General features: G+C 48.7%; 23 protein-coding genes and 3 pseudogenes. 13 read left to right on the forward strand and 13 right to left on the reverse strand.

The genetic code is table 11. The annotated features are described in order from the left end of the window. Positions 1–125: 125 nt before the first annotated feature. Both Q9O24_07210 and Q9O24_07215 read left to right on the forward strand, forming a co-directional pair. Positions 126–2,174 carry an O-antigen ligase family protein gene (locus Q9O24_07210; GenBank protein ID MDQ7074934.1) on the forward strand — a complete coding sequence of 683 codons (2,049 nt, stop codon included), beginning with the start codon at positions 126–128 and terminating at the stop codon, positions 2,172–2,174. 3 nt (positions 2,175–2,177) lie between these two features. Continuing rightward, positions 2,178–2,864, forward strand: a complete 687-nt coding sequence (locus tag Q9O24_07215) for a phosphocholine cytidylyltransferase family protein (GenBank protein MDQ7074935.1) — start codon at positions 2,178–2,180, stop codon at positions 2,862–2,864. 55 nt (positions 2,865–2,919) lie between these two features. Here the strand turns inward: Q9O24_07215 and Q9O24_07220 are convergent, their stop codons facing one another. After that, positions 2,920–3,987: a CDP-glycerol glycerophosphotransferase family protein gene (locus tag Q9O24_07220; protein MDQ7074936.1), complete on the reverse strand. Its 1,068-nt coding sequence runs from the start codon at positions 3,985–3,987 to the stop codon at positions 2,920–2,922. Beyond that, the gene (locus Q9O24_07225) at positions 3,984–4,727 is read right to left on the reverse strand and encodes a helix-turn-helix transcriptional regulator (GenBank protein ID MDQ7074937.1); all 744 of its coding nucleotides are present in this window, start codon (positions 4,725–4,727) and stop codon (positions 3,984–3,986) included. Before Q9O24_07225 ends, Q9O24_07220 begins: the two co-directional genes overlap by 4 nt. A gap of 157 nt (positions 4,728–4,884) precedes the next feature. Between Q9O24_07225 and Q9O24_07230 the strand changes: the two are divergent. The 4 genes and pseudogenes from Q9O24_07230 to Q9O24_07245 all read left to right on the forward strand — a co-directional run bounded on the left by Q9O24_07230 (position 4,885) and on the right by Q9O24_07245 (position 9,865). Beyond that, a pseudogene (locus Q9O24_07230) lies at positions 4,885–8,338 on the forward strand (acyl-[ACP]--phospholipid O-acyltransferase). 164 nt (positions 8,339–8,502) lie between these two features. After that, entirely contained in the window at positions 8,503–8,628 is a 126-nt protein-coding gene (locus Q9O24_07235) for a hypothetical protein (GenBank protein MDQ7074938.1), read from the forward strand. A gap of 141 nt (positions 8,629–8,769) precedes the next feature. Beyond that, a complete protein-coding gene (locus Q9O24_07240; GenBank protein MDQ7074939.1) occupies positions 8,770–8,904 on the forward strand; it encodes a hypothetical protein in 135 nt (44 codons plus the stop codon). 112 nt (positions 8,905–9,016) lie between these two features. After that, on the forward strand, positions 9,017–9,865 hold the full coding sequence (locus tag Q9O24_07245) for an ion transporter (GenBank protein ID MDQ7074940.1): 849 nt from the start codon (positions 9,017–9,019) through the stop codon (positions 9,863–9,865). Here Q9O24_07245 and Q9O24_07250 read toward each other — a convergent pair whose 3' ends face one another. After that, entirely contained in the window at positions 9,866–10,180 is a 315-nt protein-coding gene (locus tag Q9O24_07250; GenBank protein ID MDQ7074941.1) for a non-heme iron oxygenase ferredoxin subunit, read from the reverse strand. Between the two features lie 196 nt (positions 10,181–10,376). Between Q9O24_07250 and Q9O24_07255 the strand changes: the two genes are divergently transcribed. After that, entirely contained in the window at positions 10,377–10,955 is a 579-nt protein-coding gene (locus Q9O24_07255; GenBank protein ID MDQ7074942.1) for a hypothetical protein, read from the forward strand. A gap of 78 nt (positions 10,956–11,033) precedes the next feature. Here the strand turns inward: Q9O24_07255 and Q9O24_07260 are convergent, their stop codons facing one another. Beyond that, positions 11,034–12,137: a hypothetical protein gene (locus Q9O24_07260; protein MDQ7074943.1), complete on the reverse strand. Its 1,104-nt coding sequence runs from the start codon at positions 12,135–12,137 to the stop codon at positions 11,034–11,036. Between the two features lie 194 nt (positions 12,138–12,331). Further along, on the reverse strand, positions 12,332–14,911 hold the full coding sequence (gene clpB / locus Q9O24_07265; GenBank protein ID MDQ7074944.1) for an ATP-dependent chaperone ClpB: 2,580 nt from the start codon (positions 14,909–14,911) through the stop codon (positions 12,332–12,334). A 377-nt stretch (positions 14,912–15,288) separates the two neighbouring features. Here clpB and hemL point away from each other — a divergent pair, with 377 nt between their 5' ends. The 6 genes from hemL to Q9O24_07295 all read left to right on the forward strand — a co-directional run bounded on the left by hemL (position 15,289) and on the right by Q9O24_07295 (position 19,087). Further along, on the forward strand, positions 15,289–16,569 hold the full coding sequence (gene hemL / locus Q9O24_07270; GenBank protein MDQ7074945.1) for a glutamate-1-semialdehyde 2,1-aminomutase: 1,281 nt from the start codon (positions 15,289–15,291) through the stop codon (positions 16,567–16,569). Next, positions 16,566–16,883 carry a DUF4389 domain-containing protein gene (locus Q9O24_07275; GenBank protein ID MDQ7074946.1) on the forward strand — a complete coding sequence of 106 codons (318 nt, stop codon included), beginning with the start codon at positions 16,566–16,568 and terminating at the stop codon, positions 16,881–16,883. Before hemL ends, Q9O24_07275 begins: the two co-directional genes overlap by 4 nt. Then, entirely contained in the window at positions 16,880–17,641 is a 762-nt protein-coding gene (locus tag Q9O24_07280) for an HAD family hydrolase (GenBank protein MDQ7074947.1), read from the forward strand. The genes Q9O24_07275 and Q9O24_07280 overlap by 4 nt, the downstream gene beginning before the upstream one ends. 26 nt (positions 17,642–17,667) lie before the next feature. Then, complete coding sequence (locus Q9O24_07285; GenBank protein MDQ7074948.1) at positions 17,668–18,426, forward strand: sulfite exporter TauE/SafE family protein; 759 nt, start codon at positions 17,668–17,670, stop codon at positions 18,424–18,426. 76 nt (positions 18,427–18,502) lie between these two features. Then, positions 18,503–18,796, forward strand: coding sequence for a type II toxin-antitoxin system RelE/ParE family toxin (locus tag Q9O24_07290; GenBank protein ID MDQ7074949.1), 294 nt, complete (start codon positions 18,503–18,505; stop codon positions 18,794–18,796). 9 nt (positions 18,797–18,805) lie between these two features. After that, positions 18,806–19,087: a putative addiction module antidote protein gene (locus Q9O24_07295; GenBank protein MDQ7074950.1), complete on the forward strand. Its 282-nt coding sequence runs from the start codon at positions 18,806–18,808 to the stop codon at positions 19,085–19,087. Positions 19,088–19,145: 58 nt separating this feature from the next. Here the strand turns inward: Q9O24_07295 and Q9O24_07300 are convergent, their stop codons facing one another. The 8 genes and pseudogenes from Q9O24_07300 to Q9O24_07335 form a co-directional block, all read right to left on the reverse strand. Next, the gene (locus Q9O24_07300) at positions 19,146–19,343 is read right to left on the reverse strand and encodes a nucleotidyltransferase substrate binding protein (protein ID MDQ7074951.1); all 198 of its coding nucleotides are present in this window, start codon (positions 19,341–19,343) and stop codon (positions 19,146–19,148) included. Positions 19,344–19,351: 8 nt separating this feature from the next. Next, on the reverse strand, positions 19,352–20,695 hold the full coding sequence (locus tag Q9O24_07305; GenBank protein ID MDQ7074952.1) for a PD-(D/E)XK nuclease family protein: 1,344 nt from the start codon (positions 20,693–20,695) through the stop codon (positions 19,352–19,354). Positions 20,696–20,830: 135 nt separating this feature from the next. Further along, positions 20,831–21,907 (reverse strand): annotated as a pseudogene (gene thiC / locus Q9O24_07310) (phosphomethylpyrimidine synthase ThiC). A gap of 24 nt (positions 21,908–21,931) precedes the next feature. Continuing rightward, positions 21,932–23,025: pseudogene (gene thiC / locus Q9O24_07315) on the reverse strand (phosphomethylpyrimidine synthase ThiC). Positions 23,026–23,043: 18 nt separating this feature from the next. Then, positions 23,044–24,246 carry a transposase gene (locus Q9O24_07320; protein ID MDQ7074953.1) on the reverse strand — a complete coding sequence of 401 codons (1,203 nt, stop codon included), beginning with the start codon at positions 24,244–24,246 and terminating at the stop codon, positions 23,044–23,046. Between the two features lie 347 nt (positions 24,247–24,593). Then, on the reverse strand, positions 24,594–25,646 hold the full coding sequence (gene dcm / locus Q9O24_07325) for a DNA (cytosine-5-)-methyltransferase (GenBank protein MDQ7074954.1): 1,053 nt from the start codon (positions 25,644–25,646) through the stop codon (positions 24,594–24,596). Between the two features lie 24 nt (positions 25,647–25,670). Next, positions 25,671–25,865 carry a hypothetical protein gene (locus Q9O24_07330; GenBank protein ID MDQ7074955.1) on the reverse strand — a complete coding sequence of 65 codons (195 nt, stop codon included), beginning with the start codon at positions 25,863–25,865 and terminating at the stop codon, positions 25,671–25,673. A 74-nt stretch (positions 25,866–25,939) separates the two neighbouring features. Next, positions 25,940–26,677, reverse strand: a complete 738-nt coding sequence (locus Q9O24_07335; protein ID MDQ7074956.1) for a hypothetical protein — start codon at positions 26,675–26,677, stop codon at positions 25,940–25,942. Positions 26,678–26,739 lie beyond the last annotated feature (62 nt).

The following is a 26,739-nucleotide window of genomic DNA, read 5'->3' on the forward strand; positions in this document are numbered from 1 at the left end:
TTTGCCCAAAATAGTACAGCAAAGTTGACGCACAAAGGGAGGCATTATAGCCTCCCGTTCCATACATCCACAGAAAAAGCCCAAGCATTCCAATGACAACCGCTTCCTCCAGCACAAATCAGCTCATGAAACCCCTCTTTGGCCTAGTAGCTCTATTGCTGTTGCTCTACCCCGCCACGGCTTTGGTGATCAAGAGTGCTCACAGCGGCGCGTTTTATTTATTGGCCTTACTCGGCTTGCTTTGGGCGACCTTTGGGCAGCAACGCGGACAGGCCACTCTGGATGAAAAACGGCTCTTTTTTGCCGTCTCTCTCTTTTTTGGCATCAACCTGCTTACCTACCTGCTAAGCGAAATGAACTACGACGGCTTTAAAACCCTCGGTAAATTTCTCAATCTGCTGCTCGCCATCCCCCTCTACTATTTACTGAAAAAACTCAAAGTAGGCCAAGGGCTGTTCTGGTACGGACTGGTGCTCGGTGCCACCGTCGCCGCTGGCATGGCCATTTACGAACTGATCAACGCCAGCGGCCCACTGGCACAGCGCCGCGCCCACGGCATCACTCACCCCATTCTGTTTGGCGATTTGGCTCTGAGCATGGGCATGATGGCGCTGGCCGGTTGGGGCTATTTTCGCGAGCGCAGTCACTGGTTGCTGCTGTTGCCTGTGGTGGCCGCCATCGGTGGGCTGAGCGCCAGCTTTTTAGCTGCCGCTCGTGGCGGCTGGCTCGCCATCCCTGTGTTGTTGCTGATCCTCGCGTGGCAAGCGCGAAAAAGCCTTAATCTACGTCACGTACTCACGGTGCTGGCCATCGTCATTCTGCTGCCCGTCGCCGCCTACTACAGCCCCAATTCAGCCGTTAAAACCAAAGTGGACAGCGCCATTTACAACCTCAGTCACTACGCCGATAGCCCAATGGATGCTGCCGTGCGTGGCACGTCCGTTGGCACTCGCTTGGAAATGTGGCAAGCCAGCTGGGCTATTTTCAAACAAAATCCGTGGCTCGGCATCGGTTGGGGGCACTATCAAAGTGAGGCACAAACATTGGTGGATGCCGGTCTGCGTCACCCCTCCGCCTCCCGCTGGAACAACCCACACAGTCAATATTTTTCCTCACTGGTCAACGCCGGTCTGCTGGGCTTCGGCGCACTGCTGCTGCTCTTCTTGATCCCCTTAGCGGTCTTTATCCGCACGCTCAAACACAGCCCCCCTAATCTGCGCCGCCTCGCTCTGGCTGGAACACTGCTAATGGTGCTCTACGCCAGTTTTGCCTTAAGTGAATCCATTTTACAACGGGCGCTGCCCACCACCTTTTTTGCCTTTTATCTCGCTTTTCTATTTGCCCTGCTTCGCCAACAACATCAAGCCACTCAACTCAAGAACGAGAGCAAAACCGAAACCTCACTGTCTGTGATCGTCATCTGTAAAAACGAAGCAGATCGTATCGGAGATTGCCTCCATTCCGTCAAAGATCTAGCCGATGAGATCCTCGTTTTAGACAGCGGTAGCAGCGACAACACCGTCGAAATTGCCAAACAGTTCAGCAATCAGGTCTTTAGCACTGACTGGCCAGGTTATGGCGCACAAAAACAGCGTGCATTAGATAAAGCCAGCTCTGATTGGGTGCTTTCTATTGATGCCGATGAACGAGTCACGCCAGAGCTGTACAACGAAATCAAAACCCTATTGGCAGCATCGCCTCAGTGCAGCGGCTACCGTATTCCAATGGCAACAGTGGTCTTTGGTAAACGCCTTGATTACGGCGTCACTGGACGCGCACCGCTGCGCCTGTTTCACCGCGACGGCGCACGTTTCAGAGAGGCGAAGGTACATGAGGGAATCGAGTTGCAAGGCGAAGTACGCACATTGACAGGGCGACTGCTGCACCACACCTTCCGCGACTTTTATCACGCCGTGGAAAAGAATAATCAATACGCTTGGTTGTGGGCGCAACAACGCCAAAAACAGAAAAAACGCACCGGTCTGCTGCTCGCCTTTCTGCACAGTCTGTGGGCCTTTTTCTCCATCAGCCTGTTTCGCCTCGGTATCTTAGACGGTCGGCGTGGTTTAATCATGGCCACTCTCTACAGTCATTACACCTTCAATAAATACACAGCGTTGTGGACATTAAGAATAAACAAACACGCACCCTCAGCAACAGACAAGCAGGAGTAAGGTATGTCAATGCCAATCGCGGTGATTTTATTAGCAGGCATGGGCAGTCGCTTAGGGCGACCTCACCCTAAATGCCTTACGCCGCTGGGCACCGGCGAAAGCATTCTCGCCCGCCAACTGCGTATTTTAAAACAGTTTAAGCTGCCCATTATCGCTGTCGTTGGCTTTAAAAAAGAGCTGATTATGGAAGCGGCTGCTGACCTGCTGTTTGCCTACAACCCCAATTATGACACCACCAATACCTCCAAAAGCCTGCTCTGTGGCTTGGAGAACACACAGGATCGGGATGTGTTGTGGCTCAACGGCGATGTGGTGTTTGATGAACAGATTATCGAATCCATTTTAAACGCACCTTGCTCCACCGTCGCGGTCAACAATGCCCGCGTCGCCGAGGAAGAGATCAAATACACCGTCGATGAAAACGGGTTTATTGATGAAATATCCAAGCAGGTCAAACAGCCTTTGGGTGAAGCGCTGGGGATTAATTTAATCAAAGCCGAACAGGTCGCCGCCTTTAAACAGAAACTACAAGACGTGGATGATCAAGATTATTTTGAACGGGCAATGGAGTTGCTCACCCACGACAACCCCACCTTTAAGCCGATGAACATTGGTGCTGCGCGCTGCATTGAGGTGGATTTTCAAGAAGATCTGCAAGCAGCGCAGGATATGTTGGCTCAAAAGGATTAAGCTAAAATTATTTTTCACCCATAATTGGGGTTATCACCCCAATCTACAAATCGAATCATTGAAGATGATTCAAGAGATAATCCACAATGCGTTCCGAAGCTTTGCCATCCAGAGGCCCTAACAGACGCTCGGAGTATTCCAAGCGTTTTTCTGAAAACTGGTCGGGCTGCCCAATCTGCTCGTCAATCACCCGCTTTAAGTCTGTGTATTTTTCCGCATGAGCCGCAATGTCTCGATACGGTAAAATACGTTGATCCATACGCCGTTTAAATCGGTAGGAAAAAATACCTCGGTAAGTCCAGCGTAACTTCAAAAAATCACACCAAACCACCGGTTTATTCAGCGCGGCAAATTCAAACAAAGTAGAAGAAGCTTCGCTGATCAACAGATCCGCCAGACCCAAATAAGGCAAAATGGAATTCTCATCCGCCGAAACCAAAAAAACATTCTCAGCTTCCGCCCAAGACTGCGCCAAAACCAACTGTTTTTGATACTTCTTTTTATGATATGAAAAATGATGCAATTTGATGATCAGATTATAATCCGCTAAATCATGAGGCAGATCATGAGCCATCATCTCAATCGAGCTGGGATAAAACGTCGGCGCATAGAGCAAGGTCTTTTTAGACTCATCCAACCCCATCTGTTCCAAGCTTGGCAATGACAATTTCTGATTGATTAACGGGTCTAGTTTTGAAAAACCAGTCAAGCAAAAATTGCCTTTTGGATGCAGGTTTGACAGTGCCTCAAAATGGTGACTTCCCTCCACAAAACGCACATCGACCTGATTTAACAACTCAGAATAACCAGAGGTTTTTACTCCCGCGCCATGATAAATCACTGCGGTAGAAATGCCCGCTTGTTTGATTTTATCTACATTTTTAAACCCTGTACCCAAAACCAACCACTGTGGTTTTGTGCTCAAATAGAGTTGAGTGGCCTTCTCGCTCTCCGCCACCCATTCGGTTTTAACTCCTTTAGGCAGTGTTCCTTGTATGACATTAGCATCACAATTGGAACGATAAAAAACAAACGTACACGCCATCCCACGCGCCAGCAACAGTTGACAAACAGGAAAATATTGCGGTAAATAATAGGGCTGCTCTACATCAAAAAATATCATGTTTTTTCTTTCTTCTGAAAACGCTTAAACAAACCGTAGCGCCAAGGGCGCATCGCCAAAACCACCGTAACCCCAAAACGCGCTTTAAAAGAGAGTTTAGCATCGTCGTTATTCAACTGATCAAACTCTTGCGCCAACTGTTCTAATTTATCCTGAAAGCGTTGATTGGATGCCGCCGACAACATGCCATTGAGCACCAGCAACTGCTCCTTCGGCTGATCAAAGCGGGAGTTAAAAAACTCTTCTTGCAATTTATCCATAAAAAAGCCTTGAATCGGACCGTTTTCACGCCACTTAAAATTGGCTGAAACCCGCAAACGTACTCGATTATTGGCCTGTAGATCAATCACCTTAAGACGATCCAGTTTGGCCAAATGGCGAATGCAGCGTAGCTCATCAATGGCAAAAAAATTCAATATCTGCTCAAATTCCCACCGATTCAGCACACACACCGTCACCAACAACAACTCCAAATCAGCCACAATCTCTCGCTCTTGCTCTGCACTTAAAGCGGAAATACGTGTTTCATCTTGCCCCATCTGCTGCACCAGATCAGAAATTTCCATGCCCAGCAATTGGCAAATTTGATCCAACCTTTTTAACGAGACGTTCTGTTGAGCAAACAGACGTTTCACGCTCGCCTCTGACAACTGCACCCCCAACGCAACATCAGCGTAGGTTTTACCCTGAGCTTTCAAGGCTTTTTTAAGCGTCTGAATAAGGCGAGAGGTTTGTGACATACAGCCAACACTCACAAAAAAGAATTAAGCTACAAGGTATCATATAACGATACCTTGTAGCTTAAAAACTGCAACAATGAATTTAAAAGTAGCGCTTTAAACCCAAAGCCACCACACTCTCCATATACCAACCAAATCCAACAGGAAACCGTTCACTATGTTCTCTCTGTTCCGATTGCCCAGCTTCACCCCCTACATCTTGATCGTCCTGCTGAACGCCTTTGTGGATCTTGGCCACAAGATCATGGTGCAGAACACCGTTTTTAAAATATACGACGACCAGACGCAAATCATTCTCACCGCCATCGTCAATGGCCTGATCCTGCTGCCCTTCATTTTACTCTTCACCCCCTCGGGCTTTCTTGCTGACCGTCACCCCAAACCCAAAGTGATGAAAATCAGCGCCGCCCTTGCGATCTTAATCACCCTCGGCATCACCCTCTGTTATTACCAAGGTTGGTTCCAAATCGCCTTTGCCATGACCTTTCTGCTGGCGGTGCAGAGCACCTTCTACTCACCGGCCAAATACGGTTACATCAAGGAGATGGTGGGCGACAAACAACTCAGCAGCGCCAACGCCATTGTTCAATCCGTCACCATCATCGCTATTTTGGGCGGCATCTTTCTCTTCTCCATTCTGTTTGAACAGCAACTCAGAAGCGTGAACTACCAAAATGAGAGCGATATTTTATTGGCCATCGCACCGCTGGGCTGGATTTTGGTGCTCTGCTCCGTCGCTGAATTTCTGCTGGCACTGCGACTGCCCAACGGCGAAGCCAAAAACCCCAATCAGCCTTTTCCCTGGGCAGAATATCGCCAAGGCCAAGCGCTGAAACATAATTTAAAAAGTCTCTTTAGCAACCCGATGATCTGGCTTGCCATCCTCGGCCTCTCCCTCTTTTGGGGCATCTCGCAGGTGCTGCTGGCCGCGTTCCCCGCCTTCGCCAAACAGAGCATGGGCGAGATGAATACGGTGGTGATTCAAGGCTTAATGGCCTGCTCCGGCATCGGCATCATTGTCGGCTCCATCTTGGCCGGTCGTGCCTCCAAACATCAGATTGAACTGGCACTGATCCCCCTCGGCGCACTCTCTTTAGTCGTCAGTTTGCTGCTGTTGCCACAACTGCACGACACCCCTCTGCTGGCACTTAACTTCATTCTCTTCGGCATCGGCGGTGGTCTGTTAATCGTACCGCTCAACGCCCTGATTCAACACCACGCCAAAGAAACAGAATTAGGCATTATCTTGGCAGGCAACAACTGGGTGCAGAACATCACCATGATCTGCTTTTTAGCCTTGACGGTGTTGTTTGCCCTCAACGGCTACGACAGCCATCACCTGTTTTATTTCCTCACCACCGTTGCCCTTCTTGGTACCTTCTACACCTTATACAAATTGCCTAAACCCTTGGTGCGCTTTTTGGTCGAAAAACTCTTTACGCTACGCTATCGCTTATCCATTCTAGGTCTGGACAACATGCCTCGCCAAGGCGCGGTTTTAATGCTCGGCAACCACATCAGTTGGTTGGATTGGGCCTTTATTCAGATCGCCTCACCCCGTCCGGTGCATTTTGTGATGGATAAAAAGATCTATAATAAATGGTACCTGACCCGTGTTCTAAATTTCTTCGGTGTCATCCCCATCTCCGCTGGCGGCAGTCAAAGCGCCCTAAGCAAGGTCAATCAACAGCTGAAAAACGGCGAAGTGGTCTGCCTGTTTCCCGAAGGCAGCATCAGCCGCAACGGGCATTTAAACGAATTTAAACGCGGCTTTGAAAAAAACCGTGAACGAAGTCAATGGCGTGATTCTGCCCTTCTATCTGCACGGCTTGTGGGGCAGCCGTTTCTCCCGCTCCGGAAAAGGGATGCAGAGCCAAAGCCGCCAAGGCCTGCGCCGCAACCTGCAGCTCTGTTTTGGTAAGCCACTCTCCATCAACAGCAAACGCTCAGCAGTCAAACAAGCGGTAATGGCCTGCTCCATTGATGCTTGGCAACCGTACATTACCCAACTGCCCAGCATCAGCCAGCGTTTTATTCAGAGCAGCAAACGCTTGGGCAGTAACCTTGCCATCGCCGATCTGGCGCTGAAAAGCGAGCTCTCCGGCTACAAACTGCTCACAGCGGTATTGGCCTTTTCCGGTCTGATTGCCAAACGCAGTCCCGAACAAAACATCGGCCTGTTGCTGCCCACCAGCAGCGCCGGATTGATCACCAATATGGCCGCCCTGCTGCGCGCTAAAACCGTGGTCAACCTTAACTACACCGCCAGTGAAAGCGCCCTTCTATCTGCACTGAAACAAGCGGACATTCACTCCATCTACACCTCAAAACGCTTTGTGGAAAAACTAAAACAGCGCGGCATGGATCCCAGCGCGCTGTTTGAACAAACTCAAGTCTTCTATCTGGAAGAGCTGAAAAATGAGATCAGTAGCCTGAAAAAACTCGGCTTGCTGATCTGTACCGTACTGCTGCCCGCCACTTGGATTCAAGCTCTGTTCGGGAAAAAACGCGCCACCGATCAGGTCAGTGCGATTCTTTTTTCCAGTGGCAGCGAAGGCGCACCTAAAGGGGTCATGTTGAGCCAACAGAACATCTTGGCCAATATGAAACAGATTGCCACCTTGCTTGATCCCGTTAAAGAAGAGCGCATGCTCTCTTGTCTGCCGCTGTTTCACGCCTTTGGCTTGAGTGTCACCGGTCTGATGCCGCTGGCAGAAGGCATTCCCGTTGTTTGTCACCCCGACCCCACCGATGTCGTCGGCATTGCCAAAGGCATTCAAACATACCAAACCACGGTGTTTTGCAGCACCTCCACCTTTTTGCGCCTCTTTAATCGCAACAAACGAGTGCAACCGGCCATGCTCGACTCTCTGCGCCTGATCATTACCGGCGCAGAAAAACTCAACGCAGAGGTACGCAGCGGGTTTTTACAAAAATTCAATAAAACCCTCTACGAAGGTTACGGCACCACCGAAACCGCACCGGCGGCCAGCGCCAACTTTGCCGACCGAGAACGCCGCACCGGTTTGGCCAGCCAAATCGCCCATAAAGAGGGCAGCGTCGGCCTGCCGTTACCAGGCGGCTGTTTTTGCATTGTCGATCCCAACACCTTGACCCCACTGCCCATCGGTGAAGCCGGTCTGGTGCTGTTTTCTGGGGTGCAGCTGATGCTGGGCTACCTCAACAACCGTGACAAAACCGCCGAAGCCCTCCTCGAAATGAACGGCCAGCGCTGGTACAAAACCGGTGACAAAGGCCGATTGGACGACGACGGTTTCCTCACCTTGCTGGATCGTTACTCTCGCTTTGCCAAAATCGGCGGCGAAATGGTCGGCCTCACCGCCCTCGAAGCGGCCATCAGCGCACACCTGCCGGAAGAGATTGAGCTGCTCAGCTGCGCCTTGCCTGACGGCAAAAAAGGTGAAAAAGTGGTGCTCTTAGTGGCCGGTAGCGACGATCTTGAGCCGGTCAAACATGCCATCGAGCGCAGTGACTTAACCCCCTTGATGAAACCCAGCAAGCTGCTGCTGGTCGCAGAAATACCCAAGCTGGGCAGCGGTAAAAGTGATTTTGGTCAAGCGAAAAAAATCGCCTTGGAGCACCTCTCATGAGGGTTTTTCAGATCACCCTCACCGCAGCTAAAACCACCCTACCCAGTGGTTTCAGTAAGCTCAATGCTCACTTTAAAAAAACAGTTCTTAATACTTTGACAAAGCATCAGCATGTCCTAATATTTAGATAGAGACCAACCAAAAGGAGTGTCATCATGACCTTCATGAGCCTACTTACCGCACTGCCCGCCGTTGTCGCCATAGCCTTAGTAGCCGCTCTGCTCTACTACGGCTACGAAACGTTACATGACAACTATCCCCACTGGCACAACCATCACCATCATCATTGATCTTCTGGGCGTTCACTCGAACGCCCAATACGTTTTATGACTTCAGTCACATTTCAACTCTATTTACGCTTAAAAACATTGACAGAATATTATTATATTCTAATATATAGGCAACTTAAGCAACCTATTAGAGCATGAAACATGATTATTGAAAGCATTTTAACCCTTGTCCCCGCTGTGGTTCTGGTCGCCCTTGGTGTTGTTCTCGCTTACAGTGCAGCGCACGCTCTGCGCTGTGTTGTGGCACGTTTACAGAACACCCCCTGCCCACAGTAACCCACACACACGGGCATCTTTCCTTGATGCCCAAACCAACGTAAAAACAGCACACCATCAGCACCCACTTTCTGCGTATAATTTGCTCCCATTTTTTAGGATCAAAATACTCATGGAAACCGAATCTGCCGTCTCATGGCAACGGCGTTTTATCGCTATTCGAGAAAACAAGCTGTTTGAAAGCTTTGTCATCGCCATCATTGTGCTCTCGGCACTGGTGATCGGTGCCAAAACCTACGAAACCTCGCCCACCATACTGGCGCTGTTTCACTACCTTGACTTGACCATCACCGTGATTTTTTTGGTTGAGCTGGTCATTCGCATGATTGCCGAAACCAACCTAAAACGATTTTTTAGCAAAGGCTGGAACGTCTTTGATTTTATCATTGTGGTCACCAGCTTGATCCCCGTTGACGACAGCGAGGCCGCCATGTTGGGGCGCTTATTACGCATCTTCCGTGTGCTGCGCCTGATCTCCATCATTCCTGAGCTGCGCGTCCTGCTCAACGCCTTTGTCACTGCCATCCCCCGCATGGGTTACGTCAGCTTGCTGATGTTTATTATTTTTTACATCTACGCCGCCATCGGCAGCATGTTTTTCCACACCATCAACCCCGACCTGTGGAGCAACATCACCATCGCCCTACTGACCATGTTTCGAGTCGCTACTTTTGAAGATTGGACCGACGTGATGTACGAAACCATGGAGGTCTACCCCCTCAGCTGGATCTATTACCTGAGTTTTATCTTTATCGTCGCCTTTGTGTTTCTGAATATGATGATCGGCATCGTCTTGGAAACACTGCACAAAGAGCATGAAAAAATGGATCAAGCCAGTGGTGAAGGCGAAGCGGGCGAGGTGCATAAAATTGATCGGCGCACAGAAGAGATGGAGCAGCGCCTGATTCGCATGGAAAAACTGCTGCAAGAGCGCCTACCCAAATCGCCTCAACAGCCGTAACTAAGCTTCTGGAGCCAGCAAAATTTTGCCTGCGTCCACTTTTACCGCATAAACCCGCAACGATTCCGTAGCGGGTTCTTCCATCGGCTCACCGGTACGCACACTGAAGCGACTGCCGTGCAACGTGCAGTGAATCAACTCACCTTTCAAACACCCCAGAGACAACGATGAATCTTCGTGAGTACAGGTATCATCCACCGCGTGCAAAACACCCTCTACATTAGCGATCAAAATTTTTCGCCCCTGACACTCAACCCGCATGGTTTTTCCAACAGACAAACGATCCACATCCGCCACAGCAACAAAACTACTCATGAATTTAATTCCAAATCAACCAAAACGGTTATTGTAACACCGCCAAAACAGCCTCAGAAAAAAACGAACAAAAAGTAGAAATAGCACTTGATTATATTAAAATCTTCTAATAAACTTCGCGCCATCGTTGCCGATAAGAGAATCAACGAAACAACATCCGTTTCAATTTTACTCACCATATTTTGGAGATAACCCGATGAAAGCTTTGAAAATTATCGCTGTTGCTGCCTTGTTAACCGCCTCTGCTGCTTCTCAAGCATGGTGGGGTCCTTTCAACAACAACAACAACGGTTATAACAACGGCTACAACAACAGCAACGGTTCTGCTAATGGCGCTGGTAACGGTTCTGCTGACTTTGGTTTCAGCATGAACGCCTCCGCCAAAGGCAACGGCAACTTCGACGGCAACAACAACTACAATGGTGCTAACAACGGCAACGGCTACAACAATGGTAACGGTTCTGCCAATGGCGCAGGCAATGGTTCTGCTGATTTCGGTTTCAGCATGAACGCCTCTGCTAAAGGCAACGGCAACTTCGATGGCAACAACGGCTACAACAACGGTTACGGCTACGCGCCTACCGCTGAGCAAGTTGCTGCACAGCAAAAAGCCGCTGCTGACTACGCAAAACACATGCAAGCCCAGCACAAAGCCATGATGGACGCACGCATCGCACATCAGAAAGCCTACCAAGAACGTGTTTCTGCAATGAACACAGCACCTGTCGCAGCCGCTCCTGCTAAAACCGCTGCAACCGCTCCTGTGGCAAAATAAGTTTTACCTTGCTGCACAAAAAACCCTGATTGAGCTAAGCTCTCGCAGGGTTTTTTTGTGCCTTAAATTAATTGCATTCTACGGCTCGAAACGTTCTCTTCCCGTCGGCTCAAAACGCGCCACCCCGTTCTGCATCAGGCGCAGATCAGAAATATCTTTCATCACCACTTTTCGCGCCCGATTAATGCCCCCAATCGGCTCATGGGCCGTCAATGAATGACCCGGATTAAACGAGATGTTTTCACAAAACACCTTCTGTTCATCAGAGGTAAAGTTTTGCTTTGGAATGCGAATTTGCGCCAGCTTAATCAACGGTGAGATACTCTGATCCCACGCCACCAAGGCGTTCTCCACCGGCATTTTGACCGGATCAATCTGTTCTTGAATAAAGAAGTTCAAACACGCCGTGCCTTTTGAAAGCTGCGCTTGCATGTTCTCTTCTAAATAATCAGCAGTTAAAGGCTTAGGAACATCACCTTCATTTTCGGCACAGGTTTGCAAGGCGTAACGCACCGTGGTTTTAAACGCACCATTCACTCGCTCACCTAAACCGTACGCCGTGACACTGTTCCAATTTACGTTCAAGGGATTTGCATAGGCTTTACTGCCCTGCATGATATTGAAAAACCCTTTTGGATGTGTCAATAAAAACCAAAAAGATCGGCCACTAAAAGTAGCATCAAAAAAATCGAAGAACTGTTCTGGATTAGCAGCAAAAAAGGCATCGTGACCTAAAAAAAGGAAATCTTGCGTGCTCTGTTCGTCTCCAGGAAAGGCAACACGCTCACCCGTAACACCGCTCAACTTCATCCCAAGCCCACGAAAATCATCTTCATGGTCATCAGTTAGCTCTTCGACTGAATTAGAAAATCGCATCCAAACAGGATAACTCGCGTTGGGTCTGAAAATACCCTGTTGATATTTTTTATTCAGATTAGCATTAACAACAAAATCAGCGTGCAAACACCCATTGGACTTAGGATGAGTGTCACGCAAAAACATCTCATGTTCATATTGCTCTTTTAGATGACCTGCTAACAACTGGCTGATATCCTTAATGGTCTGCTCTTCCCCCGCCTCCATTTTCTCTTGGCCTAATAATAAAACCGGTGTTTCTGTACATGCCGAAAGCGGCAAAAAAACCACCGCTACAATAGAAAAATATTTCAATAAACGTTTCATAAACACATACCCTCGTCTACCTATTTTTTTGTTTTAACTCCCTAACAGCTTAGTTCTAACACGACTTGATTTCACATGCCAGAGTAAAAAAGGCTCAAATAAACGCGGAACAGAGCCAAAAATCTTGCTCATCATTCCCGCGAACACTGAAATCATCTTGCTCGTCATTCCCGCGAACGCGGGAATCCATAGGGTTATGCCGCTCGATAAACCAACACCCCATCCTCAAGCGCCACCACAATCACATCCCCCTTGCCAAACTCACCCGCCAAAATCTTCTGCGCCAGCCCGTTTTCCAACTGCTGCTGAATGGCGCGTTTCAATGGCCGTGCGCCATAAACCGGATCAAAGCCCACCTCCGCCAAACGATCTAATGCCGCTGCGCTGACCTCTAGGCTCATCTCCCGCTCTTTGAGACGCTCGGACAACTCATCCAATTGAATCCGCGCAATGGCACGAATCTGCTCACGACCCAGTGGTTTAAAGACCACGCTCTCATCAAGACGGTTGATAAATTCAGGGCGAAAATGCTGTCCAACCACCGCCATTACCGCTGTTTTCATTTCTGACTCTCGCCCCTCTTCAGTCAGACTTTGAATCAACTCCGAGCCAAGATTAGAGGTCATGACGATCACCGTATTACGAAAGTCCACCGTGCGCCCTTGACCGTCGGTCAAACGGCCGTCATCCAGCACCTGCAACAGAATATTAAACACATCGGGATGGGCTTTTTCAACTTCATCCAAAAGCAGTACCGAATAGGGACGACGACGCACCGCCTCGGTCAAATAACCGCCCTCTTCATAACCGACGTATCCGGGAGGCGCACCGATGAGACGCGCCACGGAGTGTTTCTCCATAAACTCCGACATATCAATGCGCACCATCGCCTCGTCGCTGTCAAACAAAAAATCCGCCAAGGCTTTGCTCAGCTCCGTTTTGCCCACCCCCGTTGGCCCCAAAAAGAGAAACGAACCATTAGGACGTTTTGGATCTGACAGACCGGCACGAGAGCGACGAATGGCGTTGGAGATCGCCGTGACTGCCTCCGTCTGTCCCACCACGCGCTGCTCCAATTCCGATTCCATACGCAGCAATTTATCCCGTTCGCCTTCGAGCATTTTGCTCATCGGGATGCCGGTCCATTTGGCGACGATTTCCGCAATCTCCTCCTCGCCCACACGGTTGCGCAGCAACTGCATTTCACTTTGATCCTGATCCGTCTGCGAAGCCTGTTGCAGCCGTTTTTCCAGCTCAGGAATACGGCCGTATTGCAGCTCTGACATGCGGCTCAGATCACCGGCACGACCGGCCACTTCCAGCTCCAAACGCACCTGTTCCAACTCTTCTTTAATGTGCTGCGCACCGTGTAATAACAATTTTTCCCGCTTCCAGATCGTCTCCAGTTCAGCGTATTCGGCACTCAAACGATGAATGTCTTCATTAAGTTTTTGCAGGCGTTTTTTAGAGGCCTTATCCGACTCTTTTTTCATCGCTTCGCGTTCGATTTTAAGCTGGATTAATTTGCGATCCAGCCGATCCATCGCTTCCGGTTTAGAGTCAATCTCCATACGAATACGGCTGGCCGCTTCGTCCATTAAATCAATGGCTTTATCGGGCAATTGACGATCCGTGATGTAACGCTGTGACAAGGTAGCCGCCGCAACGAGGGCCGGATCGGTGATGTCCACGCCGTGATGCACTTCGTAACGCTCTTTTAAGCCACGCAAAATGGCGATGGTGTCTTCCACATTGGGTTCTTCCACCAGCACTTTTTGAAAACGCCGTTCCAGCGCCGCGTCTTTTTCGATGTATTGGCGGTATTCATCCAAGGTGGTCGCGCCAATGCAGTGCAGCTCGCCCCGCGCCAGAGCCGGTTTGAGCATGTTGCCCGCATCCATAGCCCCCTCGCCGCCACCGGCACCCACCATCGTATGCAGCTCGTCGATAAAGAGGATCACCTGCCCCTCTTGTTTGGCCAAATCCTTCAAGACCCCTTTGAGACGCTCCTCAAACTCACCACGAAACTTAGCGCCCGCAATCAAGGCTCCCATATCCAACGACAACAACCGTTTGCCCTTCAGACCTTCCGGCACTTCGCCATTAATAATGCGCTGCGCCAACCCTTCAGCGATGGCGGTTTTCCCCACTCCAGGTTCACCGATCAACACCGGATTGTTTTTCGTCCGCCGCTGCAACACCTGAATGGCGCGGCGTATCTCCTCATCGCGGCCAATCACCGGATCGAGTTTGCCCTGCTCTGCGCGTTCGGTTAGATCAAGGGTGAATTTTTGCAACGCTTGGCGCTGCTCTTCGGCATTGGCATCCTTAACCGGTTCGCCACCACGCAACGCCTCAACGCCCTTCTCCAGCGCTGTTTTATCCGCTCCGGCTTTTTTCAGCAGCGCCGCCAACGCACCGCCCTCCAGCACCGCCAACAGAAACAGCTCACTGGAGATAAAATCATCCCCGCGCCGCTGCGCCAATTTGTCCATCACGTTAAACAGACGGCTCAGATCATTGGAAATGTGCAAATCACCCGCCGCTCCAGAGACCTGTGGCAGCCGCTGTAAGGCTTGATTTAACTGCGTTTTCAGTAACACCAGATCCACCCCAGCACTGCGCAGCAGCGGCAACAGCGTGCCATTTTGCTGCTCCAGCAGCGCCTGCAACAGATGCAGGGGTTCGATAAATTGATGATCTTGTCCCACCGCCAACGACTGCGCGTCGCTCAGAGCCAGTTGGAAATTATTGGTGAATTTGTCCGCTCTCATAATGACATCCTCTTAAATTTTTTTAGTCTTGTCTTAAGAGGTGGGGGGATTGATCAATATTTCAAGACGTAGGTTGGGGTTACCACCCCAACCTACGGCACATCACAACATCGCAGCAGGTGCCAACAACATCAAAAACAACACAACACCTGCGCCTAAAACCATATCGGTATTCATCATCATCTCTCCGCGACTGCATTTGATTTTATAAGTATCTTGACACCCCTTAAGGGTGGTGACGGATGCAGTATGGCAGTCCACCTTCAAAAAAAACTTAAAAGCCCAATAATCACCCTAACCGCATACCTTCCCAAGCCTCAAAATTCCGGTAGAATCCCCCCCAATTTCCTTTTAAGACAGCAGCGAAGGTCCGCCCTATGAGCAACTCCTCCACCCTCTTCCAAAACGCCACCCGTGTCATCCCTGGCGGGGTTAACTCCCCTGTACGCGCCTTTAAAGGTGTGGGCGGCGACCCAGTCTATGTGCAACGTGCCGAAGGCGCTTATCTCTACGATGTCGATGGCAAACAGTACATTGATTACGTCGGCTCTTGGGGGCCAATGGTCGCTGGACACGCTCATCCTCAGGTAATCGACGCGGTGCAAAAAGCAGCGGTCAATGGCCTCAGCTTTGGCGCACCCACCGCCATCGAAACCGAGATGGCGGAGAAGGTCTGCGAGTTGATACCCTCGATGGAATTGGTGCGCATGGTCAGCTCCGGCACCGAAGCCACCATGAGCGCCATCCGCTTGGCACGCGGTTACACCGGACGCGATAAGATCGTCAAATTTGAAGGCTGCTACCACGGCCATGCCGATTCGCTGCTGGTTAAAGCCGGTTCTGGCGCACTCACCTTAGGCGTACCCAGCTCTCCCGGTGTGCCTGCGGCGCTGGCCAATTTGACTCTAACACTGGAGTACAACAACCTCGAACAGGTCAAAGATTTACTGGCCGCCGAAGGCGACGAGATCGCCTGTATTATCGTCGAACCCGTTGCAGGCAACATGAACTGCATCCCACCTGTACCCGGTTTTTTACAGGGGCTGCGTGAGGCCTGTGATCAGCACGGCGTGGTGCTGATTTTTGATGAAGTCATGACCGGTTTTCGCACCGCACTGGGCGGCGCACAGAGCGTCTACGGCATCAAACCCGATCTGACCACCCTCGGCAAAGTCATCGGTGGCGGAATGCCCGTCGGTGCTTTTGGTGGCAAACGCGAGATCATGGAGCAGATCGCGCCTCTCGGCCCTGTTTATCAAGCAGGCACCTTGTCGGGCAATCCGCTGGCGATGGCCGCCGGTCTGGCCACCTTGGAGATCATCTCTGCACCCACCTTCTTCACCGACCTGAGCGCCAAAACCAGCCAACTGCTCGACGGCATTCTGGCTGCGGCCAAAAGCGCCAACATCCCCATGACCTGCAACCAAGTGGGCGGCATGTTCGGCCTCTTTTTCAGCGACGAAACGCAGGTTAGCCGCTTTTCTCACGTCTGTGCCTGCGATGCAGAACGCTTTAAACGCTTCTTCCACGGCATGTTAGCCGAAGGCATCTATCTGGCTCCCTCCTCTTTTGAAGCCGGTTTTGTCTCCGCCGCTCATTCAGAAGCGGACATTGAAGCCACCGTCACCGCTGCTGCTAAAGTATTCGCCACCCTATGAAAGAAGAGACCAAAGCGGCGCTGATCGAGCAGCACAAATGGCAGCGATTTATGTACATGATCGCCTTTGCTTTTGTGCTGCAAACCGGCGGGCTGATTTTAATGGGAATCGTGATTTTTCAATTCATTAAATACCTGCTCAATGGCGAGCCACACACCCGCCTGAGCCAATTTAGTGAATCACTGGCAATTTACGTCTACCAAGTGGTGCGTTTTTTGACCTTTGCCAGTGATGACAAACCGTTTCCCTTTGCCTCATGGCCAAGCCAAACATCTGCACCGCAGAGCCTAAATATAAATAAGGAAAACTCATGAGTAAATTAAAAGCATTGATTTTTGATGTGGATGGCACCTTAGCCGACACCGAACGAGACGGCCACCGTGTCGCTTTTAATCTGGCCTTTAAAGAATTAGGCTTAGATTGGTACTGGTCAGAAGAACTCTACGGCCAACTGCTGGCGGTCACGGGCGGCAAGGAGCGGATGCACCACTATCTGCAAAATTTTAACACCGACTTTCAACACAACGACGTTGATAACCTCATCATCGAAGCCCATAAGGTCAAGACCCGCCACTACACCGAACTGCTGGCCAAGGGCGGCCTGCCCATGCGCCCTGGAGTAAAACGGCTCATCAACGAGGCACGCGCCGCCGGTCTGCGCTTGGCCATCTCCACCACCACCACGCCCGCCAACGTCACCGCGCTGCTGACCCACAGCTTAGCAGCGGACTCGATGGATTGGTTTGAGGTCATCGCTGCTGGCGACATCGTTCCGGCGAAAAAACCCGCCGCCGACATCTACCTCTACGCACTGGAAAAAATGGGGCTGGAAGCAAAAGAGTGTTTGGCCTTTGAGGATTCGGAAAACGGGATTAAATCCTCGCTGGGAGCCGATCTGAAAACCATCATCACCACCAACGATTACACCCTTGATCACGATTTCAGCGGTGCGGCTTTGATTCTCGATGGTTTTGGTGAGGCCGACAGCCCCTTCAGCGTTACCAGTGGTGACGTCGGTGATAAAACCTATGTGGATCTTGAGCTGCTGAAAACACTGCACGGCCAATCTTAACTCTGGCCTTTTTTGCCTATCTGGTTTTGGGCAGCGTTGCCGGTCTGCTGGCAGGGCTGCTCGGGGTCGGCGGCGGCCTGATCATTGTGCCGATGCTGCTGTGGTTGTTTCAGTGGCAAGGTTTGGAAAGCCCCTATCTGATGCAGTTGGCCGTCGGCACCTCTTTGGCCAGCATTGTGTTTACCTCTCTCGCCTCCGTTTACGCCCATCATCAACACCGAGCCGTTCTCTGGCCGCAGGTGTTCTCGTTGACTCCGGGGATTTTAGCGGGCGCGCTGCTCGGTGCGCTGCTGGCCGATCAACTGGCCTCGGCGCGGCTCACCACGCTGTTTGCGCTGTTTGAACTGCTGGTGGCGGTGCAGATGTTTTGGGGCATGAGCACAACGCAACAACAGCGCCATCTCTCCCGCACGGCGGTGCATCTGGCAGGGCTGCTGATCGGGGCTTTTTCGGCGTTGATTGGCATCGGCGGTGGTACCTTGACCGTGCCGTTTTTAAGCGCCATCAATACCCCGATTCGCCATGCGGTGGCCACCTCGGCGGCCTGTGGATTGCCCATTGCGCTCGCGGGCAGTATTGGTTTTGTTGTCATCGGCTGGGGTAAAAACCTGCCTGAGTCGAGTTGGGGGTATCTCTACCCACCGGCTCTGCTGGGCATTGTTCTATGCAGTGTGCTGTTTGCCCCTCTGGGCGCGAGGCTGGCTCACCGACTGCCGACACGGGTGTTGAAACGGTTTTTTGCTGGGTTTTTGTTGGTTTTGGGTTTGGGGTTGTTATGGTTTTGAGTGTTTAAAAAACACCCCTTGAGTCCTGAAAATTTGACATTTGCCACGATGTAGCTCTTAAGCTACAATAACCTTCATGCAATACAAAGTTCAGCGCACAGAAATTTTTGACAAATGGCTTAAAAAATTAAGAGACCGTCAAGCTGTCTTAGCCATTATTAACCGAATCAACCGTGCTACTGCGGGTAATTTGGGTGATGTTGAACCCGTCGGTGAAGGCATTAGTGAAATGCATATTTTTATCGGAAAAGGCTACCGGCTGTATTTTTGCACACAAAATAATGAACTCATCATTCTGCTTTGTGGCGGTGATAAATCAACACAACCCAAAGACATTCAAAAAGCAAAAATACTGGCCAAAGACCTTTAGGAGCTAAGCATGACAACGAAAGTATCTGAGTTTAATCCAATGGATTATCTTGAGACAGATGAAGAAATTGCACAATATCTTAATGATGCCTATCAAGATGACAATCCAGAGGTTTTTGTGATTGCTCTTGGGCACGTTGCCAAAGCAAGAGGTGTTGCTGATATTGCTAAAAAATCTGGCCTCAATAGAGAAAGCTTATATAAAGTTTTTTCTGGTAAAGCCAAACCTCAGTGGGCAACCATTCAGGGTGTGATGAAAGCATTGAATATTAATATCCGCGCTGTTTCTTGATAAAATTCAAACGCATCCATTCACATTATAAATCTCAATCCCCACTCGCTCGATATGATCAAGCAAATTCGGTCTGATAGAAGTCTTCTATGACATTCCAAGCCAGTTCGTAGTTGTATTCAAACGCCTGAATTACACCCTGTCTTTCCAGCTCCGACAGCTCTCGCTCTGCCATCAATGCCACGGCACGATCAAGTTGTTTTATCGTGTTTTGAAAAATACCAAAGCAATGAATCCAACGAACGATTTCTTTCATAAAGACCTCTAAATTTTAGCGCCCTTTATTAAAACCCCACTACGTCTCACCTCATCAACTAACGAATTTATGTCTTCAACAGCTTTATCAATCACCTCCCCCATCACCTTACTATCAACAAGCATCTCTTCATCGTTTTCACCAAAATCTTTAAAATCAACACGATCATTACCTTCAACCCCTCTAACACCACCATCGCTAGTCAACCATAAACAACCTTTTTTGTCGGCATCGTAAGAAATTTCTTTTGGAAAAATGTCACTAAAATTTTTTCCTTTTGATCGACAAACAAATGTTTCATTTACACTCCCTTCAACCCTCTTTCCATCACTACTTTCAGACAAACACAGCCCATAGTATACTTTATCCCAAATCTCCACATGCAATCTCATATGCAATGAACCACTTGCACCATCAACTTCTCCCAAGTCACAAAATACTCCAAACACTTTGTTTCTATATTTATAGTAACCTTCAACACTATCATCAAAACTTTTCCTACACTTAGGTGAATGTGACTCTATAAAATAGTGATCAAATTTAACACTATTTTTTCCATTAAGCTTCTTTAGAAGAGAAGACCAAAACTTTTTTTGAACAGCAACCTTAGCTTCATTCAAAACTTTACCTATCTCAATAGCAGCTTTCAAAGCTTCACTACCTTTAGAAATCTTTTTCAGCACTTTCACATCCAGCCCTCCATTTATCCCAACGAGTTTTTCAACTAAGATTTTATACTGAATCAACGCCTCTCTAAGCACACTTTTTTCAGCTGAAATTTGGATACACTTTGAGATCCAATTTAAAATATTTTCGGAAAAGCAAATTTGCTCATAATCAACTTTTTTCTCGCCCTTAACATAGCTGTTTTCACTAGCCTCTTTTCCATCAAGCGTCAAATAAAACAACTTTGGCTTTTGACTTCTTCCCGCTCTACTCTCCAATGTCTGGTAATAATCATACAACTGACGATTTTGGTCTTTCGCATCAATCTTAAGCTCAATACCAATCACTGCGCTATCCGTCTCAAGAGTGAAGTCTATTCTCCTATCTTTCACTGAGTTTTCAGTGCGATCTTCTCTCTTCGGGTTTCGTGCCGTTTCATAGTCCTTACAATCAAGAACAATTCTTGCAAACTCAGTTAAAAACACATTACCTTGACCATGCCTTCCTCTAGGGTTAAGCAGCTCATAGATAAACCGAGAGTGTGTTCTAACCTCATCACGCCCCACCTTCAAAATAGAGAAAATATTGAAATTCTCACCTTGCTTGTTGGCATGTTCTTCATGACATTGAATTACCTGTGTTACCTGATCCAATAAAGACTGACAAGCGTGAATATCATCACTCATATTTTTCCCTTATAAAATACTACACATCATAACAAGGCAACAAAATTTTGTTGCCCTCCATAATTCATACAAAACAAGCAAAAAAACTCCCCGACAAAGCGAGGAGTTAATTACATTCGATTTACACCAGAAGCCCTAAACCTCCTTATAAATCTCCGCGCCCTGCTTTTTAAACTCAGCCGCTTTCTCTTTCATCCCCACCTCAACCGCCACCCCAATGTCTTTCAAGCCGTTCTTTTTTGCGTAATCACGCACGTCTTGTGAGATCTTCATGGAGCAGAAATTCGGCCCACACATGGAGCAGAAATGCGCCACCTTGTGCGCCTGTGCGGGCATGGTTTCATCATGAAACTCTTGCGCCCGCTCGGGATCGAGACTCAGAGCGAATTGATCCACCCAACGGAATTCAAAACGCGCTTTAGAAAGTGCGTTGTCACGCAACTGCACCCCAGGGAATCCCTTGGCCAAATCCGCCGCGTGAGCTGCGATGCGGTAAGTAATAATGCCTTCACGCACATCGGCCTTATTCGGCAGCCCCAAATGCTCTTTCGGGGTCACATAACAGAGCATCGCGGTACCGTACCAACCGATCTGTGCCGCACCAATCCCAGAGCTGAAGTGATCGTAACCAGGCGAGATGTCCGTCACCAACGGGCCGAGTGTGTAGAAAGGCGCTTCGAAACAATCTTTCAGCTCCTTATCCATGTTCTCTTTGATCATCTGCATCGGCACATGGCCAGGGCCTTCGATCATCACCTGAACATCATGTTCCCACGCGATTTTGGTCAACTCACCCAAGGTCTCCAGCTCAGCAAACTGCGCCGCATCGTTGGCATCCGCCAGACAACCGGGACGCAAACCATCACCCAGAGAGAAGGAAACGTCATAGGCTTTCATGATCGCGCAGATGTCTTCGAAATGGGTGTAGAGGAAATTCTCTTCGTGATGCGCCAAACACCACTTCGCCATGATCGAACCGCCACGAGAGACAATGCCCGTCACCCGTTCGGCGGTCATCGGCACATAAGCCAGACGCACACCCGCATGGATGGTGAAATAATCCACCCCCTGCTCGGCCTGCTCGATCAAGGTGTCACGGAAAATTTCCCAAGTCAGATCTTCCGATTTGCCCTTCACCTTCTCCAAGGCCTGATAAATCGGCACCGTACCGATGGGAACCGGTGAGTTACGCAGAATCCACTCACGGGTTTCATCATTCGATTTACACCAGAAGCCCTAAACCTCCTTATAAATCTCCGCGCCCTGCTTTTTAAACTCAGCCGCTTTCTCTTTCATCCCCACCTCAACCGCCACCCCAATGTCTTTCAAGCCGTTCTTTTTGCGTAATCACGCACGTCTTGTGAGATCTTCATGGAGCAGAAATTCGGCCCACACATGGAGCAGAAATGCGCCACCTTGTGCGCCTGTGCGGGCATGGTTTCATCATGAAACTCTTGCGCCCGCTCGGGATCGAGACTCAGAGCGAATTGATCCACCCAACGGAATTCAAAACGCGCTTTAGAAAGTGCGTTGTCACGCAACTGCACCCCAGGGAATCCCTTGGCCAAATCCGCCGCGTGAGCTGCGATGCGGTAAGTAATAATGCCTTCACGCACATCGGCCTTATTCGGCAGCCCCAAATGCTCTTTCGGGGTCACATAACAGAGCATCGCGGTACCGTACCAACCGATCTGTGCCGCACCGATACCCGAGCTGAAATGATCGTAACCAGGCGAGATGTCCGTCACCAACGGGCCGAGTGTGTAGAAAGGCGCTTCGAAACAATCTTTCAGCTCCTTATCCATGTTCTCTTTGATCATCTGCATCGGCACATGGCCAGGGCCTTCGATCATCACCTGAACATCATGTTCCCACGCGATTTTGGTCAACTCACCCAAGGTCTCCAGCTCAGCAAACTGCGCCGCATCGTTGGCATCCGCCAGACAACCGGGACGCAAACCATCACCCAGAGAGAAGGAAACGTCATAGGCTTTCATGATCGCGCAGATGTCTTCGAAATGGGTGTAGAGGAAATTCTCTTCGTGATGCGCCAAACACCACTTCGCCATGATCGAACCGCCACGAGAGACAATGCCCGTCACCCGTTCGGCGGTCATCGGCACATAAGCCAGACGCACACCCGCATGGATGGTGAAATAATCCACCCCCTGCTCGGCCTGCTCGATCAAGGTGTCACGGAAAATTTCCCAAGTCAGATCTTCCGATTTGCCCTTCACCTTCTCCAAGGCCTGATAAATCGGCACCGTACCGATGGGAACCGGTGAGTTACGCAGAATCCACTCACGGGTTTCATGAATGTTTTTGCCCGTACAATACTTCGGACAGTTTTAAACCTGAATAGCCCCATACTCACTCAGCTCATGGTAAACCGCCTCGACTTTTTGACAAGATCTCTCCAAACCTAACTTGTCAAAAAGTATTTTCATCAAATATTGATTGAATTTCTTGCGTCGCCACGAGGCAATCGAAATCACCGAAGGCTCAGGGTTGTTTTTGTCCTTACGGTCTTCCAGCTTCAATAAATTCAGTGCGGTGAACGAGGCATTAATATGAGTTTGAATGGCCTCTGGGCAACGCGCTTGGCAATCCATTAAACCCGTATGTTGCTTGGCTTCACGAAACAAAAATTCAATCTGAAAACGAGCGGTATAATATTCGACAATCTTTTCTGGAGCCAACTCCGAATCCGTAGAAAACAGCAGAGCCGAACGGACTTTTGTCTTCTGCTCCCATCGCAGCAGCACCACACGGATTTTCCGTTTGAAACAACACGAGTGAACCACGGCGCTGTAAATCGATACCCCCTTATCCATTACGCCACACGCATCAAAACGGGACAGCTCCGTTTGGAAATTGACTTTACCATCGTACGTTTTAGGACGTCCTTTGCCACCGTATTCGCCCTCAAAATACCAGCTTAGGTTGGCATCTGAACGCAGCTTTCCAATCAGGTGTAAGTCATCTGAACAGACCGCATCGACAAACTTCACCTTGCTGTAGTAGGCGTCTGCGGTAAGGTAGCGAATGCCTTGCGCTTGAAGATCACCGGCAAGGTCACAAACCTGTTTCGCGTAGCAGTCCACTCGGCTCTCACCCTCTTTCTGTTCCGAGTCCAACGTTTGGCGAGCCTCCAGCGCGTAAGCGGTTCGACTTTGAAGATCAATTCGGCAAACCAACGACAACTCCAATCCCACCATGGCTTGCCCCAAAGCGCCGTTGTAAAACCAACCCAACCCTGCTGTTTTCTGACCACTTTTTTTCATAAAGCTGGCATCAATGGCGGCAATTTGATCGTGCTTTTGTGGCAGCTCTTTTTGAAGTAGGCGTCTGTTGAATTGTGCAAAATCAAATGAACGTCGAAACCAACGCGACAGACGTTTTTCATGCAACGAACTGTAACGACTCAAATTACGAAAAGTGGCTTTCCCTTGAAAAACCATCAATGCGGAAAACAGAGCTGAGAGAAAAAGACGTTGTGGTTTTTTAACACTGGACATGGAGAGTAAAACCGATTCTACTATGGATTCCACGGGCGGCCTTCTTTGATTGTCGTTTTTTGAGAACTCTATTTTCTCAGAATCCGCCTGTGGTTCCTATCTTTTTCTCTCTAAAACTGTCCGAAGTATTGAAGATATAAAACACCCGCTAAATTAATAGCAGAACACAGAGCTGCAATTTCAGCTTAAGCGATTATGCACTTATTGGTTGAATCCAAGCCTGAATTTCTCTGCCCACCTTTGCTGATGCTGCTCTTCAACAAAGGTGAGCCAGATTTTTTAGGTCGGGGCAAGGCAGCTCTGTCATGGGAAATAAGCTTATATCAGAATCAGGTGATTATTCAACCCATTCCTGAATGGGGAGGGCTGAGTCGCTACATTCAATCAAACAATCTCAACTGCCCAGAACCCGCACTCACTTTCTCAAGACTGTTTAATAACGCAATCAATCGCCGTCCCATTGCATGAGCCAAATTAACCGGCACCGCATTGCCGATTTGTTTGTACTGACTGCTCACCGAACCAGCAAACTGCCACTCATCTGGAAAAGTCTGAATCCGTGCATACTCTCGCACAGTTAAAGGCCGCGTCTCTTCGGGGTGGCAGCGTTCGGTCTGTTTTTGCGCGGGTGAGCAAGTCAAGGTAAGGCTGGGAGAATCGTAAGAGAGTCTTCTCGCCATGCCCGTTTTACCTCCCCCCATAAAATAACTCTTCTGCATATACTCGCGTTGTATTTCATCGGGTAAATCAACCCAACAACCACCAGGAGGCACCAAGGAGAGTACGGCTTTTTTTCGCTCAGGATAAAGTTGTCCTTCAGATTTCGGACAATCTTGATCGTATAATTCACCCTTTTTTAAAGCCTCTTTCAGCGTTAGCACATGCCTGTAAGGTTCCGGCCAACTGAATTCAGCGTCCTGCAGAAGATCATTGCGGATGCAGACTAAAAAGAGCCGCTCCCGCTTCTGTGGAACACGGTAAAAAATCGCTTTCAGAACTTTGGGTTCAATCAGTGTGTAACCCAACTCTTGAATGGTGGATTTAATCACCGCCAAGGTCTTACCACCGTCGTGAGTTAACAAACCTCGAACGTTTTCGCCTAAAAAAACCTTTGGCCTAATCTCGTTAATGGCTCTAGCAAACTGAAAAAATAGGGTTCCACGAGTGTCATTAAAGCCGCGCTTATCACCCGCATAAGAAAATGCCTGACAAGGAAAGCCACCCGAAATAAAATCAATATTCTGATACCGAGTGAAGTCAATATCAACCACATCACCTTCAATCACATTCCAATCGGGTCTGTTTTTTCTTAAGGTGGCACACGCATGTTTGTCTATTTCATTAAGGACAACGGCCTGAAAACCTGCTTTTTCCAACCCAATGGCCAAGCCGCCTGCACCCGCAAACAGCTCAATGGAACGATAAGCCCGCAGTGGTGCAACCTTCTCCTCTTGCTGCTATTTTGATTCAAGCATGGCTTTAATTTGAGGGAAATGTGATAATTTTTTTAAAGAGTATGTTCCATTTTTAAGTGGCTTTATTTTTCCTGCCACTTTCCAACTATCTACTGTTCTTTTAGAAACAGAGAGAATATCAGCCAACAGATTATCTGTAACAGCAGCCCTAGACATTGAAATCACCAAATCCAGCATCCAACTCATCAAGCTTTTTATTAGTTATAGCTAATAAACTAGAGCTAATCCGTCTCTTTTCTGTCACAGGAAAATCACCCACAAGTTTTTATTATAGATCCTAGAAGCGCTTTATTTCTTGCCTTTCTACCAGCTCGATAATTTGGGTGGTATGTACGAAACCCACATATATCAGGGAAATCATTAAAAATGATTTTAGTAAGTTGTCTTTTGGTATAACCACTATGAATTTTCGAGAAATCACAGCCACCCATCCTCTCTTTTATCAATCTATCTCTAGTCGGTCCTGAGCTAAAAATAATAATATTAGGCCTTAATATCTCAACTTCTTTTCTAAAAACATCGAAATAAGATTCTTCCATAGCTTCAATTTCATCAGTATGCCGCCCTCTATGAATCTGACCTATTTTTGACACATTATTCCAAATACAAGAAACTTTTTTACCCTTTCCTCCAAAATGAGACTTCAATTCAGAACTAAAAAAATTAAAATTAGACTTATTCCAGAATGGTCTTCTATACTTTTTCTTCATCCGCCCAACATAATGATAAGGGTATTTAAAATCATCATAAAAATATGCAAAATAATCATCCATCAAAAAGTCCACTGATTTAGAAGAGCTGCTATCAAAATCACCATTCCAGCCATCAGTCTCTTGACCAACAATCATCACTTTTACATCTGCTTTTTCATAATCACCCCTTACTTTAATTAAAAGTGGGTGAGCTGGCGTTACTCCGACAATCTTACTTGCTTCCACCTTTAAGTCAGGCCATTTATCTTCATAAAGTTTTGCCAATTTTTTATTCACATTCACCCCTAAAAAATTAAAAAAACGCACTCAAAAAAGTGCGCCTCTAAGAAAGACCTACA

The sequence above is a fragment of the Gammaproteobacteria bacterium genome (assembly GCA_030949385.1).
GTDB lineage: Bacteria > Pseudomonadota > Gammaproteobacteria > JAUZRS01 > JAUZRS01 > JAUZRS01.

Bases quoted from the DNA above. Each gene is read 5' to 3' on its own strand.
- Q9O24_07210 (MDQ7074934.1), top strand. From the start codon at position 126: ATGAAACCCCTCTTTGGCCTAGTAGCTCTATTGCTGTTGCTCTACCCC.
- Q9O24_07255 (MDQ7074942.1), top strand. From the start codon at position 10,377: ATGAAAGCTTTGAAAATTATCGCTGTTGCTGCCTTGTTAACCGCCTCT.
- Q9O24_07235 (MDQ7074938.1), top strand. From the start codon at position 8,503: ATGAGCCTACTTACCGCACTGCCCGCCGTTGTCGCCATAGCCTTAGTA.
- Q9O24_07330 (MDQ7074955.1), bottom strand. From the start codon at position 25,865: ATGCTGGATTTGGTGATTTCAATGTCTAGGGCTGCTGTTACAGATAAT.
- Q9O24_07275 (MDQ7074946.1), top strand. From the start codon at position 16,566: ATGAAAGAAGAGACCAAAGCGGCGCTGATCGAGCAGCACAAATGGCAG.
- Q9O24_07295 (MDQ7074950.1), top strand. From the start codon at position 18,806: ATGACAACGAAAGTATCTGAGTTTAATCCAATGGATTATCTTGAGACA.
- Q9O24_07220 (MDQ7074936.1), bottom strand. From the start codon at position 3,987: ATGATATTTTTTGATGTAGAGCAGCCCTATTATTTACCGCAATATTTT.
- Q9O24_07280 (MDQ7074947.1), top strand. From the start codon at position 16,880: ATGAGTAAATTAAAAGCATTGATTTTTGATGTGGATGGCACCTTAGCC.
- Q9O24_07245 (MDQ7074940.1), top strand. From the start codon at position 9,017: ATGGAAACCGAATCTGCCGTCTCATGGCAACGGCGTTTTATCGCTATT.
- Q9O24_07300 (MDQ7074951.1), bottom strand. From the start codon at position 19,343: ATGAAAGAAATCGTTCGTTGGATTCATTGCTTTGGTATTTTTCAAAAC.
- Q9O24_07305 (MDQ7074952.1), bottom strand. From the start codon at position 20,695: ATGAGTGATGATATTCACGCTTGTCAGTCTTTATTGGATCAGGTAACA.
- clpB (MDQ7074944.1), bottom strand. From the start codon at position 14,911: ATGAGAGCGGACAAATTCACCAATAATTTCCAACTGGCTCTGAGCGAC.
- Q9O24_07215 (MDQ7074935.1), top strand. From the start codon at position 2,178: ATGTCAATGCCAATCGCGGTGATTTTATTAGCAGGCATGGGCAGTCGC.
- hemL (MDQ7074945.1), top strand. From the start codon at position 15,289: ATGAGCAACTCCTCCACCCTCTTCCAAAACGCCACCCGTGTCATCCCT.
- Q9O24_07290 (MDQ7074949.1), top strand. From the start codon at position 18,503: ATGCAATACAAAGTTCAGCGCACAGAAATTTTTGACAAATGGCTTAAA.
- Q9O24_07260 (MDQ7074943.1), bottom strand. From the start codon at position 12,137: ATGAAACGTTTATTGAAATATTTTTCTATTGTAGCGGTGGTTTTTTTG.
- Q9O24_07240 (MDQ7074939.1), top strand. From the start codon at position 8,770: ATGATTATTGAAAGCATTTTAACCCTTGTCCCCGCTGTGGTTCTGGTC.
- Q9O24_07225 (MDQ7074937.1), bottom strand. From the start codon at position 4,727: ATGTCACAAACCTCTCGCCTTATTCAGACGCTTAAAAAAGCCTTGAAA.
- Q9O24_07250 (MDQ7074941.1), bottom strand. From the start codon at position 10,180: ATGAGTAGTTTTGTTGCTGTGGCGGATGTGGATCGTTTGTCTGTTGGA.